This window comes from Geodermatophilus sp. TF02-6 (genome assembly GCF_003319115.1).
GTDB lineage: Bacteria > Actinomycetota > Actinomycetes > Mycobacteriales > Geodermatophilaceae > Geodermatophilus.
Window position 1 is genome coordinate 41,442 of the sequence record NZ_QOHF01000028.1, and the last position, 12,154, is coordinate 53,595.

General features: G+C 73.5%; 10 protein-coding genes. 3 read left to right on the forward strand and 7 right to left on the reverse strand.

Features of this window, described 5'->3' with window-relative positions; genetic code table 11:
* Positions 1-197 precede the first annotated feature (197 nt).
* A complete protein-coding gene (locus DQ238_RS19990; protein ID WP_113783001.1) occupies positions 198-1,043 on the reverse strand; it encodes a class I SAM-dependent methyltransferase in 846 nt (281 codons plus the stop codon).
* Between the two features lie 296 nt (positions 1,044-1,339).
* Here DQ238_RS19990 and DQ238_RS19995 point away from each other — a divergent pair, with 296 nt between their 5' ends.
* Positions 1,340-4,297 carry an acetoacetate--CoA ligase gene (locus DQ238_RS19995; RefSeq protein ID WP_113783013.1) on the forward strand — a complete coding sequence of 986 codons (2,958 nt, stop codon included), beginning with the start codon at positions 1,340-1,342 and terminating at the stop codon, positions 4,295-4,297.
* 14 nt (positions 4,298-4,311) lie between these two features.
* Here DQ238_RS19995 and DQ238_RS20000 read toward each other — a convergent pair whose 3' ends face one another.
* On the reverse strand, positions 4,312-5,436 hold the full coding sequence (locus DQ238_RS20000; protein WP_147263159.1) for a GNAT family N-acetyltransferase: 1,125 nt from the start codon (positions 5,434-5,436) through the stop codon (positions 4,312-4,314).
* A gap of 515 nt (positions 5,437-5,951) precedes the next feature.
* Here DQ238_RS20000 and DQ238_RS20005 point away from each other — a divergent pair.
* A complete protein-coding gene (locus tag DQ238_RS20005) occupies positions 5,952-7,076 on the forward strand; it encodes an LCP family protein (RefSeq protein WP_233496129.1) in 1,125 nt (374 codons plus the stop codon).
* Between the two features lie 232 nt (positions 7,077-7,308).
* Here the strand turns inward: DQ238_RS20005 and DQ238_RS20010 are convergent, their stop codons facing one another.
* The 3 genes from DQ238_RS20010 to DQ238_RS20020 form a co-directional block, all read right to left on the reverse strand.
* Positions 7,309-7,929, reverse strand: coding sequence for a hypothetical protein (locus DQ238_RS20010; RefSeq protein WP_199506479.1), 621 nt, complete (start codon positions 7,927-7,929; stop codon positions 7,309-7,311).
* Between the two features lie 198 nt (positions 7,930-8,127).
* On the reverse strand, positions 8,128-8,328 hold the full coding sequence (locus DQ238_RS20015) for a hypothetical protein (protein WP_113783004.1): 201 nt from the start codon (positions 8,326-8,328) through the stop codon (positions 8,128-8,130).
* 3 nt (positions 8,329-8,331) lie between these two features.
* Positions 8,332-9,060 (reverse strand): PP2C family serine/threonine-protein phosphatase, encoded by a 729-nt coding sequence (locus DQ238_RS20020; protein WP_113783005.1) that lies wholly within the window; start codon positions 9,058-9,060, stop codon positions 8,332-8,334.
* 210 nt (positions 9,061-9,270) lie between these two features.
* Here DQ238_RS20020 and DQ238_RS20025 point away from each other — a divergent pair, with 210 nt between their 5' ends.
* Complete coding sequence (locus tag DQ238_RS20025; protein ID WP_147263162.1) at positions 9,271-9,489, forward strand: hypothetical protein; 219 nt, start codon at positions 9,271-9,273, stop codon at positions 9,487-9,489.
* Between the two features lie 260 nt (positions 9,490-9,749).
* Here DQ238_RS20025 and DQ238_RS20030 read toward each other — a convergent pair whose 3' ends face one another.
* Both DQ238_RS20030 and DQ238_RS20035 read right to left on the reverse strand, forming a co-directional pair.
* Positions 9,750-11,594: an IS1634 family transposase gene (locus DQ238_RS20030; protein ID WP_113783007.1), complete on the reverse strand. Its 1,845-nt coding sequence runs from the start codon at positions 11,592-11,594 to the stop codon at positions 9,750-9,752.
* Between the two features lie 185 nt (positions 11,595-11,779).
* A complete protein-coding gene (locus DQ238_RS20035) occupies positions 11,780-12,016 on the reverse strand; it encodes a hypothetical protein (protein ID WP_113783008.1) in 237 nt (78 codons plus the stop codon).
* Between the last annotated feature and the right edge of the window lie 138 nt (positions 12,017-12,154).

Sequence of the window (12,154 nt, forward strand, 5' to 3'; positions counted from 1 at the left end):
GAGGCCGCCGTGGGTGACTTTCGTCTCCCCCGGCCCGGGATCGCTCGCGGAACGCGACGCTGCGGCACCGCGGACACACCGACAGTCCCGTCTCGACGGCGGGCACTGCGCAAGGTGTCCGCATCGGTGCGCGCTGCGGTCACGGTCGCGCGCTGCCGCCGGCGCCCGAGGTGCCCTGCTGCGGAGCCGCGGAGCGGTCAGCGCGACGGCGGGTCGTTCCTCGGCCACGACGCCGCGCCGATCCCGTCCCCCGGGTACCAGTGGTCCGCGGGCTCCTCGCGGAAGAACAGGAACTGCCGACCGGTCTTCTCGGCCCAGGCGCTCAGGGCGTCGGTCACGTGCGAGTTGTCCGACAGGACCACCGCCCGCCGGCTCAGTCGCGGGTCCACCGCCGCCAACTCGGCGGTCTCGTACTCCCACGTGTGCAGGCTGTCGTGGAGGAACACGTCGACGGGCTCGGCCGAGGAACCCAGAACGGCGACCGAGTCCCCGACGACCCGGTCCACGACCTCGGCGTACCTGCCGGCGATCAGGTAACCGCTGTCGGGGTTCACGTCGACCGTGGTGAGCCTCCCACGACCGTTGCGGAGCAGAGCCGACGCGAGGAGGACCGAGCCGAGCCCCTTGTCGGTGCCGGTCTCCACGATCCGGTCGGGCTTGACGGCACGGGCGATCGCGTACCACCCCAACCGCCGACCGAGCCGCGCCGTCGGGTCGGCGAGACCGCGCCGGCTGCTGCGCAGGGTCGCCTCCCGCACGTGCTCGCGCAGGTCGCCGTCCTCTCGGGCCTCGGCGATGTGGGCCCGCGCCTCGGCGACCGGGGTGTCCGTGACCACCGAGACCCACCAGGCCAGGTGTCCGAGGTTCCGGTCGGTCAGGTCGTAGGTGTAGTTGGTGTGCTCACGTGACCGGGCGAGCCACCGGGCCGACCTGGCGAGGAGCTGCGCGTCGTAGCCGGCCACCGAGGCCGCTCGGACGGGTAGGGCCACCGCGGGCGCCAACCTGGTCCGCGCCACCCGCCGTCGCATCGAGATCCAGTCCATCGGGCCTCCCTCGGAGGAACGTCAGTGCAGCGGAGGCAGGGGACCCTATGCCCCCCGACCTCGACCGAACCGGTCCACCGCCGTCCCGGGTCGGCGGTCGGGAGGCCACCGGGACGGGGAGGCTGCCGTCGTCGCGAAACCTACGCGTGAGTAGCTCCCGTTCCGGCCCTGCCGAGGTGTGACCATGCGGAGGTGGGCAGAGGAGCCCCTGACCTGGTGGGCGACGGGCGCGACGGCGCGTCGACGGAGGAGCGACGGATGCCGTGCGCACGTCGAGGCCGCGGAACCGGGGTGCCGTGACCACCACGGGGCGTCCCCTCCCCTCGACCGCGACGGGCACCGTCGCGCAGCTGGCCGACTTCCGGGCGCTGTGCAGCCGGCGGACCGGCCTCGACCTCTCCGGGCCGGCAGACCTGCACGCCTTCTCCGTCCAGCAACCGGAGGTCTTCTGGCGGGCACTGCTGGACTGGAGCGGTGTCCCGTGGTCCGGCTCGGCGGACCGGGTGCTGCTCGGGGACCAGGTGGAGACCGCTCGGTTCTTCCCGGACCTGCGGCTCAACCACGCGGAGGTCCTCCTGCGCCGGCTGCCCGGCGTGGACGACGATGCGCCGGCGCTGACCGCGGTCCACGCCGACCGACCCCGCGAGGTGTTCAGCCGTCGGGCGCTGCGGGAGGCGGTGGAGCGCACTGCGACGGCGCTGGCCGCCGGAGGCCTCACCGTGGGCGACCGAGTCGTCCTGGTGTCGCCGAACACCGCGCTGGCCGCCGTCGCGGCGTTGGCCGTGACCGCACTGGGCGCGACCCTGTCGACCGCGGCACCCGACATGGGCGCCCCGGCGCTGCTCGACCGGTTCGAGCAGGTCGACCCCGTGCTGCTGGTGGTCGACCGCACCGGGACACCCCCCGACGTGGTCGCCCGCCTCGTCCGGGGCCTGCCGACCCTGCGACGGGTCCTGCTGCTCGACGGGGAGCCGCTCCCGGAGGACCGACCGGTGCCGATGGCACCGCTGGTCGGGGTCGTCGAGGCACACGGGCAGGACGCGACGGCCCAGTGGCCGCGGGTGCCGTTCGACGACCCGCTGTTCGTGATGTTCTCGTCGGGGACGACCGGTCGACCGAAGGCGATCGTCCACGGGGTCGGCGGAACGCTGCTGGAACACCTCAAGGAGCACCGCCTCCACGGCGACCTGCGCCCCGGCGACACCCTGTACTTCCACACGACGACGGCCTGGATGATGTGGCACTGGCAGCTGTCGGCACTTGCCGCCGGCGCCCACGTCGTCGTCTTCGACGGGCCGGTGGCCGGGGCGGAGACCCTGTGGCGCCTGGTGGGCGACCACGGGGTCACGGTGTTCGGCACGAGCCCCGCCCACCTGCAACTGTGCCAGGACGCGGGGTACCGGCCGGTGGAGGACGTCGACCTGTCCCGGTTGCGGACGGTCATGAGCACCGGCGCGGTGCTGCACGACTGGCAGTTCGACTGGGTGGGGGGTGCGGTCGGCCCGGTACCGGTGCAGTCGATCTCCGGCGGCACCGACATCATCGGCTGCTTCGTGCTGGGCTCCCCGGAGACGGCGGTGCGCCGCGGCCGCTGTCAGGCGCGCAGCCTGGGGCTGGATGTGGCCGCGGTCGACGGGTCCGGCCGGGAACTCGTCGGCCGGGTGGGGGACCTGGTCTGCCGCCGGCCCTTCCCGTCACGGCCGGTCGGCTTCCTCCGCGACCCGGACGGCTCGCGCTTCCACGCCACCTACTTCGCCGAGCACCCCGGCATGTGGACCCACGGGGACCTCGTCGACTTCGACGTCGACGGGACGGCGCGGCTGCACGGGCGCTCGGACGGCGTCCTCAACGTCAACGGCATCCGCGTCGGCCCGACCGAGGTCTACTCCGCGCTGCGGGGTGTGCCCCAGGTGGCCGATGCCATGGCCGTGGAGCAGCGCGACCCGCACGTCCCCGGCAGCTCGCGGATGGTCCTGCTCGTGGTCCTGCGGCCCGGATCGGTCCTGGACGGCGACCTGGACCGGACGATCCGCCGCACCCTGCGGACCGAGGCCTCGGCAGCACACGTCCCGTCGCTGGTGGTGGCGGTCCCGGAACTGCCGCACACGCACAACGGCAAGCGGTCGGAGACGGCCGCCCGGGACGCGCTCAACGGAGTCGCCGTCCCCAACGCCCGAGCGCTGCGCAACCCCGGGATCCTGGAGACGATCCGGGCCGCCGTGGCAGCCGCGAGCGGCGGAGCCGACGACGAGCAGCCGAGCCCCGCAGGCCTCCCGCCCGCCGGGCCGGTGACGGACGCCGTGACCCTGGATCGACTGGCCCGGATCTGGTGCGAGGTCCTGGGTCTGGGCGAGGCCGGTCCCGACGACGACCTGTCGGACCTGGGAGGGACGTCGCGCCAGTCGGTGCGGCTGCTGCGCCGTGTGTCGCTGGAGCTGGGTGTGGACGTCCCGATGAGCGCCTTCGCCGCCCGCCCGACGCTGCGGGGGCTGGCCACCGCCGTCGGGGCCGGGCGGGTCGCCGGGGTAGTGCGCGTGCCGCTGCTGCGTCCGGGCGTCGGGGCGCCGGTGCACGTGGTGGCCGACCTGTACGGCCAGCTGCACAGCTACCACCGGCTGGTCGAGAGCCTCACCACCGAGCGGCCGGTGCACGGTCTGGTCCCGCCGGTCGTCGACGCCGGCGGCGCGCGCCGGGCCGTCGCCGAGGTGGTCGAGGACACGCTCTCGCTGCTCCGGACGGCCCGGCCGCGCGGCCCTTACCGGCTGCTCGGGTACTCGTTCGGTGGGCTGGTGGCCTACGAGGTGGCGGCCCGGTTGCGCGAGGCCGGGGAGACGGTCGCCTATCTCGGCCTGCTCGACGTGCGGCCTCCCCGGGCGTCGCTCACCCCGGGCGAGGTCGTGGCGCAGAAGGCGGCGTCGACGGCGCGCAAGCTGCGGGTGCTGCTGTCGAGGCGCGGCCCCGCCGTCGTGCGGGCGCGCCTGGACCTGCGGCGATCGGGGTCGGTCTCCCCGGAGGAGCAGGTCGTGGCCCGGACCTGGCCCGTCTTCAACGGCCACCGGCTGTCCCGCTGTGACGCGGCGGTCACCTACTACCTGGCCCGCCAGCGACTGCCGGTGGTGGGCAACACCCTCGGCGCGTGGCGTCGCGCGGCTCCGAACCTGCTGGTCCTCGAGGTGCCCGGCGGACACTTCGACCTGCTGGACCAGGACCGGATCGGAGAGCTGGCCGCCCGGGTGTCCGCGACGCTCACCTGAGCGGTCTGCCTCGCTCAGGGCGTGGCGGGCTCCGCGCGTTCGCGGTGGGGATGGTGGACGGTGTGGCGGCGCAGGTGCCTCAGGCTGCGGGCGAGCCAGTAGAGGGTGAAGGTGAGCCTCGAGCCCCGGCGCGGGTTGACCACCGCGAAGGAGTGACTGACCCGGACGGTCGGGCTCCAGCGCTGCTTGGCGGCGTCCACGCCCGTCGAGAAGACGACGCTCGTCTGCCGACGGCGCACCGCGTCCTGGACGGCCTCCCACTGCAGGCGGGTCACGCCACCGACGTGCCAGGCGTCGGGCGAGACGCCCGAGACGCTCAACCAGGTCCGGGTCACCGAGTGGAAGACCAGCAGGGCTGCGACGGCGACGTCGTCTCTCAGCAGGCGGTGCACGCGCGGCAGCGTGGCAGCCGGGGTGCCGGCGAGTGCAGCGAGGAACTCCCCCTGCGACGTCCCGCGGAACACGTCCGGATGGGCGATGACGCCCGTCATCCCGGCGCGGGCGCGGTGCAGGCGTCGGAGGTCCGCGACGGCCTCGTCCCAGCACGGGTGCTCGGGGCCGACCTCGTCCACCCGCCACTCACCGGCCGGCCCCTTCGTACGGTTGCGACTGCGCCGCAGGCTCTCGCGCAGGTTGCGGCCCAGCGGGGGGAGGTCCCCGGTGTCCGGCAGGTCCAGGACCACGCTCGGGAGCACCGACTTGTGCACGAGGATCGCCGGGTCGAGGCCGGCGTCGGCGAGCCAACGCGACACCGGCCACGGCTGCTCCTCCCCCAGGGTCAGCTCCACCCAGTCCCACTCGCGGTGCTCGGCGAGCCACGCGACGACGGTGACCAACGCCGCTCGCGCGTGCTCCGGCTGCACCAGCAGCTCGGGCAGCTCCAGCAGCAGTGGTTCCCGGAAGGCGCCGAAGAGCGCGAGCACCCTGCCCCGCATCCCGCGGCCGCCCACCGTGGCGAGGAACAGCGGCACGACCGCGACGAGCTCCCGGGTGTCGGCGTGCCGGACGGCGAGGATGCGCTCGTCGCCGTCGTCGACGAACCGGTCGCACCACACCATCTGGTAGTCGGGGTCGGTGAACGGCGACCAGCCGCCGAGGCGCCGGTGCAGGCCGCGCCACTCGGGCAGGACGGCACCCACGTCCCCTCGGGACAGCAGCTCGACCTGGTACCGACCGTACGTCCGACCGGAGCGGGGAGAGGACGTGCCCAGCGCCGGGGGCTGCTCGTGGAGGTGGACCGGACCGCGGTGACCCTTGCTGGGGTGGGGTGCGGTGGCGGAGGGACGGCCTTCGGTGAGGCCGGGTGCGCCGCACCGGGACCTCGGCGCCAGGTCCGGGTCCATCCTCCACCTCCCCCGTGATGGAGCTCGAGACGGCGGTGCTCACCGCGGACCCCGGGCGCTGACGGACGGAGGATAGGTGGAACGGTCCGTTGCAGGACCGGATTGCTGCACGGTGCGATCCGGGAGCCGCAGCGAGGCTCGACGCTCGGCACCTGCTCGCCGTGGCGGCCTGCACCCGCGACCGGGTGCGGCTGGGCGGCCCCTGCGCCACACCTGTCCCTGATCGGCGCGCACTCCGGCGTGGCGCCGGCGCCCCGGGCCGGCGGCCCCCATCGTCGTAGCCTCGACGAGTCCACGCGGACGGGAGAGCGGTGAACGACGACTCGCAGCGCATCGGGCTGCCCGACCCCGGGGACGCTCCCGAGGCTCCCGGCGACGGCGACCTCCTCCCCGGGGAGGACGAGGACCCGACGGACCCCGAGCCGCGCCGCCGCCGGGGCCTGCGGCGCCTGCTGGTCGTCCTGGGCGCGCTCGGTCTGGTCCTCGCGCTGCTCGTCGGCGGCGGGTTCTGGTACCTGACCAGCCGCTACGGCGGCAACATCGACCGGGTCGGCGACGTCTTCGCCGACCTGGACGAGAGCTCCCGGCCGGCACCCGCCTCCCCCGCGCAGGGCGCCGGCGAGGCCCCGGTGACCTTCCTGCTGATGGGCTCGGACACCCGCGCCACCGCCGACGAGGGGATCGCCGCGGGCGGGCGCGCCGATGCCGTCATGATCGCCCGCTTCAGCGGCGACCGGCAGCACGCGCAGGTCGTCTCCATCCCCCGGGACAGCTGGGTCGACGTCCCCGGGCACGGCAAGGACAAGATCAACGCGGCGTACGCCTACGGCGGGCCGACCCTGCTCGTGCAGACCGTCGAGCAGCTGACCGGCGTCCGCATCGACCACTACGCCGCCATCGACTTCGAGGGCCTCGTCCAGGTGACCGACGACCTCGGCGGCGTGGACGTCGTCGTCGCCGAGACGACGAGCAACGGCCCGTACACCTTTTCCGCGGGCGTCAACCACCTGGACGGCGACCAGGCGCGCTGGTACCTCGGCCAGCGCCACGGCCTGCCCGGCGGCGACTTCGACCGGGTGCGGCGCCAGCAGCAGTACCTGCAGGCGGTGTTCGGCAAGCTGTTCGGCGCCCACACCTCCACCGACCCTGGGCGCCTCGACTCGGCGCTGCTCACGGTCACCGACGCGGTGGCGGTCGACGAGAGTCTGGACAACGCCACCCTGCTGTCGCTGGCCTACTCGCTGCGCGGGGTGACGCCGGAGACGGTGGACTTCTTCACCGCCCCGGTGCTGGGCACGGGCACGGAAGGGGCGGCCAGCGTCGTGTACCTGGATCAGAGCGCCGCCGCCCGGATGTGGGAGTACCTGGACACCGACTCGCTCGGCGCGAACGCCGCCGAGTTCGGCGACGAGGCCCTCCCGGATGTCCCGCGGTGAGGCGACTCGACCGGTTCGCGCGAGCGGTCCTCCTGCCGCCGGACAGCACCCGTCGAGCCTGGACGGATCTCGTCGCCGCATCGGACGACGAACGCGCTGCTGCGGTTCCGGCGGTCATCCCGGACGTCGTCCTCCCGCGGCCACGGATCACTGCACCGTCGCACGCCCTGTCTGGGGCCGTGGCAGCGTGGACCGCGCTGCCCACACAGGTGCCCTGACGCGCACGAGCGGCTCAGGTCCGGACGTCGGCCGGGCGCAGCGCGGCGATGCGGGCCAGGACGGGGATGAGCGCGGCGGCCACCGCGTCGCCGGCCTCTGCGTGCACCTCGGCCGGCATCCCGATCGGGTCGCGGATGTCGTCCTCCAGACTGCTCCGGCGGTGGGACCTCGCGGCGGCGAGCTGCTCGACGAGACTGCGGGCGCGCTCGGCGAGCCCGTTGCCGGCGACGTCGACGTCCTCCCCCACCAGTTCGACGAGGCCCGCGGCCTCGCGCAGGGTGAAGGTGCGGGCCAGTGCGCGTGGGGCGCCGCGGAGCACGTCGCGCTGGTGCTGGCGGGTCATGGTGAGCGTCAGGTCGGCGTCGATGGCCATGTCGTCGGCGAGCTGACGGGCCACGAAGCCGTCCGGGTCGCCGCCGAGGCTGCGCAGGACGAGGGCACTGTCCGGGTGCATGGTCGAGCCGGCCACGGCCCGGACACCGGCGCTCGTCACCCGGACCTGGTCGGCGTCCGCACCGAGTGTCTCCGCCAGGTACGCCCGCCCGAGGCGCTCGGCGAGCGCCGACCGGCAGATGTTGCCGGTGCAGACGAGGAGCACGGTGAAGACCGACTCGGGCGGCCAGTGCCGGGACACGGCTCCAGTGTCCGACCCGGCGGTTGACCGCGCCGTGGCACCATGGCTGCGGGGACTGGAACGCCGAGGTCGCTGGCCGGAAGGGGAAGCCATACCTGCCCACGGGAGCGCCGCCTGGCACCGCGGAGGGTCGGTACCTCCGTCGCGCTGACCCCGTGAGCGGGGACGACCGACTCACTGACGCGACGCGCGCGAGGTCTACAACCGGTCCACCGTGTCACCGGTCAGCACGCCACGGGTGTCGAACACCCGGACGCCGTCCAGCGTGCCCCCGAGGTACTCGCGGTGGGCCTGCAGGAGGACGACGACGTCCGCCTCGTCTACCGCCTGCCGGAGGTCGGCCTCGCCGGTGAGGAGGCGCTCTGGCTCCCGGTGCTCGGCCGCGTTCCACGTGTGCACCGGCTACCCGACGGAGCCGCGGACCTCCACGTCGACGACGGTCACGTTGTCCTGGGCGCCTCGTGCGACCGCCTCGTCAGCCAGACGGGAGGCATGGTCGTCGGGAACGGCGTCCGTGGCCATCAACTCGGCGATGCGGTCGTCGTCGAGGACGCCGGTCAGGCCGTCGGAGCAGGCGAGGAAGCGCTCCCCCGGCACGACGGGGCGCAGCGTGACGTCCGGCTCGCTGCGCGGGCCGACACCGAGCGCGCGGGTGATGATGTGCCGCTGCGGGTGCGTGGCGACGCTCGCGTCGGAGATGTAACCGGCGTCGAGGAGCTCCTGCACCACCGAGTGGTCGGTCGTCAGCGGCTCGAGCTCGCCGTCGTGCCAGCGGTACACCCGCGAGTCCCCGATGTGGAACACCGCCCACTGCGGCCCGTCGCCCTCGTCGACCAGAGCGACGCCGGCGACCGTCGTCCCGGCGCCGGCCCTGTCCGGCCCGGTGAAGGTGCGGATCTCGCCGTCCGCCCGCTGCAGGGCCGAGCGGATCGCCGCCACGGTCGTCGTCCCCCCGCCGGTCAGCGAGCCCAACGCCTCGACGACCGCCTGCGCCGCGGCCGCGCCGCCGGCGTGGCCGCCCATCCCGTCGGCGACGGCGAAGACCGGGAGCTCGGCGAGGTACCTGTCCTGGTTGTCCTCCCGCTGGCCGACCGCGGTCGCCGCACCCCACGACAGCTCGACCGGCGGCATCCGCCCTCCACAGCGCGCATCGACGACAGGACCCGCGCGGAAAGGCAGGCGGAAAGAGCGTAGGCGGTCGTCGGCGAACCGGCACGGAGACGCGGTGCAGCAGGACGACGTCCCTCGGTGGCGCCGGTGGCCGCGGGAGGACGGTCCGGACCGGTGTTCGTGTCCGGGCCGGTGTTCGTGTCCGGGCCGGGACGTGACTACCGTCGGCTCGTGCTCCGGTGGCTGCTCGCGCTCGTCGTCGCAGGGGTGCTGTCGGCGTTCGCCCTCCTCCTGCTGACCGGCCGGTACTTCGAGGAGGGGCCGGTCCTCGTGCGGTTGACCACGACCCACGGCGTCCACCAGGGCGATCTCTACGTCGTCAGCGGGTGGGCCGTCGCTGTCCTGTGCGTCCTGGGCCTCGTCCTGTCCGCCGGGCGCCGCTCCCGCTGACCGTCGGCCACCGGCCGACGCCTCACCTCCAGGAGGACGCGGCCGGCACCGCCCCCGGCGTGCGGGACGTCCACCCCCGGATCGGGAGACCGGAGCTCGGGACAGGAGCGGTGCACCCGCCACTTGGCTGCATCACGCCTCGGGTTCCGCAGCAGCGTTCGCGGCTGATGACGTGAACTGCCGGGTTGACGTGCGTGGATGCCCGTCCTGGGGGTGACGGGGCGTGTCACTAGGCGTTCAGAGAACGCCCAGGTAGGCGGTCAGGTCGGCGGCTGCTCGGGCTCGCCTGCGGCGGAGGTGGTGGCTGGGCTGAGGTGCAAGATCTTCTTGGGCGGGGCGACCTCGAGCGCGGCGAGCACGGTCTTGACCGCGGGAGTGGGCTCGCTGGTCTGGGTGAAGATGCCGGCCGGGCCGCAGAAGACACCCACATGCAGGTCGTTGAGGTCCTCGCGCACCGCGGCCCAGGTGCGCCCGGTGCCGGTCTCGACGATGCGCACCAGCAGCAAGGCCAGCCAGCACAGCAGCACGTGGGCGCGGATGCGGAACTCCAGGCGGTGGTAGACTGGGCGCAGCTCCAGGTGGGTCTTGAGGTCTCGCCAGCCGCGTTCGACGGCGACCAGCTGCTTGTAGCCCAGCGCGATGTCCTCGGCGCTCATCGCGGGATCCGAGCAGCGCAGCAGGTACTTGCCATCCAGGCGGGCTTCGGCGGCCACCTTGGCCTTGTCCACCCGCAGCAGCCCGGCGGGAGTGCGGCGCAGGTAGCGGGCCGGCCCGGGCATCATGCTGATCCGCCCGGCCAGCTCGGCCCGCTTGGTGGCCGAGAGGGTGTCGGAGCCGGCGATCAGTCCGCTCAGCTTGTCGACCAGGACCGCGCGCACGGCGGCGTCGCGGGTGGCGGCCTCGGGGTTGAAGCAGACGACGAACCGCTCGTCATCGGCGATGCGCACCTCTTTGACCTGCAGGTTGTCCGCCACGTGCTGATAGCGGCCCGGCCGGGCCAGCGCCGCCGTGGCCTCGGCCGAGCCCGAGCGCAGGCGCTCGCCGAGGATGTAGCCGTGCCCGCCGGCGCGCAGCTCGCGGCGGTTAGCCGCGGAGGTGAACCCGCGGTCACCGACCCACACGATCCGGGCCAGGGTCCACTCCCGCAGATCGGCGCGGGCTTGGCGGATGAGCGCGGAGTCGGTGGCGTTGCCCGGCCAGCACCACACCCGCACCGGGATGCCGGTGCGGGTGACGGCCATGCCGATGACGATCTGGGGCAGGTCGCCGCGGAAGTCCTTGGACTTGCCCCAGGTCCGGAACCCGGCACGGCTGTCCTCGCTGGTGTCTTGGTTGGTGGCGTTTGGCTCGCCGGCGGCGCTGTCGTCGCCATCGGCAGCAGCCTGCGCATCGGGCTGGGGGTCGGGCAGGCGGTGGCCGCGCTCGTCGCGCAGCACCGGTTCATCGGCGTCGTCGATTTCGAAGTAGCTGCTGGTGGTGTCGAAGAACAGCAGGTCGACCTCGAGATCGAGCAGCGAGGCGACCGACCAGAACACCTCCCGCTCGACCTGCGGCGCAGCGTCGATCAGCCAGTCCATCGCCCGGTAGCACTCATCGTCGCTGACCTCCCCACCGGCCCCGGCGGTGGAGTCGGCGGAGTCGGTGAGGCCGGCGATGTGCGTGCGGCGGGTCAACCACGCGGCGGTCGCCAGCTTGGACGCCGGCTCGATGGCCCGCGCGGCGACCAGCCCGAAGAGCACCCGCTCGACCCGCTCACTGCGGCGGGTATCGGCCAGCAGCCGGGTCAACAGCCCATCCAGGCCGAGGGAGCGCCACACCCCGTCCAGCGCCCAGGTCGCGCCGAGTGCGCGGGAGGAGACGAAGGCCAGCTCCGGCGCTGTCGCGCCCACGGTCGCCTGCAGCGCGGCGGCGGGGTCGAGCAGCTTGCTCAGCGAGGCGATCAGCCGCTCGATCCCAGCCCGGTCGAGTTGGTCTTCCCGACCGAATGAGTGCAGCACCTGCATCTTGGACGCGCCGGCCACCGGGTCCCACCGGTTGTGCACCAGCTGCAGGTAGCGCACGGGTGTCCCGGCCGAGTTTCGGCGGGTCGAGGTGCGCACGAACACGTCGCTAGACGTTAGGGCCTATCAGCGCAGGCAGTCAACGTGTGGACAACCCGCCTCCGTCACTAGGCGCCTCGGCGCCGCTGAGCGACTGCTCGACCGTTGACCAGGCCATTCGCCGGAGCCCGTCACCAGGATCGGCACTCAGCTGCGGACCCGAGCCGAGGCAATCATCGGGTGACCTGCGGCTACTGCTTCTGCGACCGCAGAGACTCCACGATGCTCACCTGTCCGGCTCGGCTCACACGCTCGCTGCCGATCTCGTCCATCCACCAGTCCGGCGGATGAGGATCGCCAAGACGCACTCCGAGGTTGAGCGGGAAGGCGGCGAACCCATCCATGATCTCGAACTCGAACGGCGCGCGGGCATCCTTGCGCAGAATGACCGACCCGTCGGGCAGAACGCCACCCTCTGGAGTCCACACGTCACGCCGCTGACTGAGGTTTTCTCAACGGATTGGCGTGTGAGCCATTCTCCGGCCCGAGGATGTGCAGGTCGGCGGGCTGAAGGGAGTGTCACTGCATAGGCGCGGGGTCCTGCGAGAGGATCGGTTCTGCTCAAG

Coding starts and splice junctions, on each gene's coding strand:
- DQ238_RS19990 (WP_113783001.1), bottom strand. CDS start 1,043: ATGGACTGGATCTCGATGCGACGGCGGGTGGCGCGGACCAGGTTGGCG.
- DQ238_RS20020 (WP_113783005.1), bottom strand. CDS start 9,060: ATGCCGCCGGTCGAGCTGTCGTGGGGTGCGGCGACCGCGGTCGGCCAG.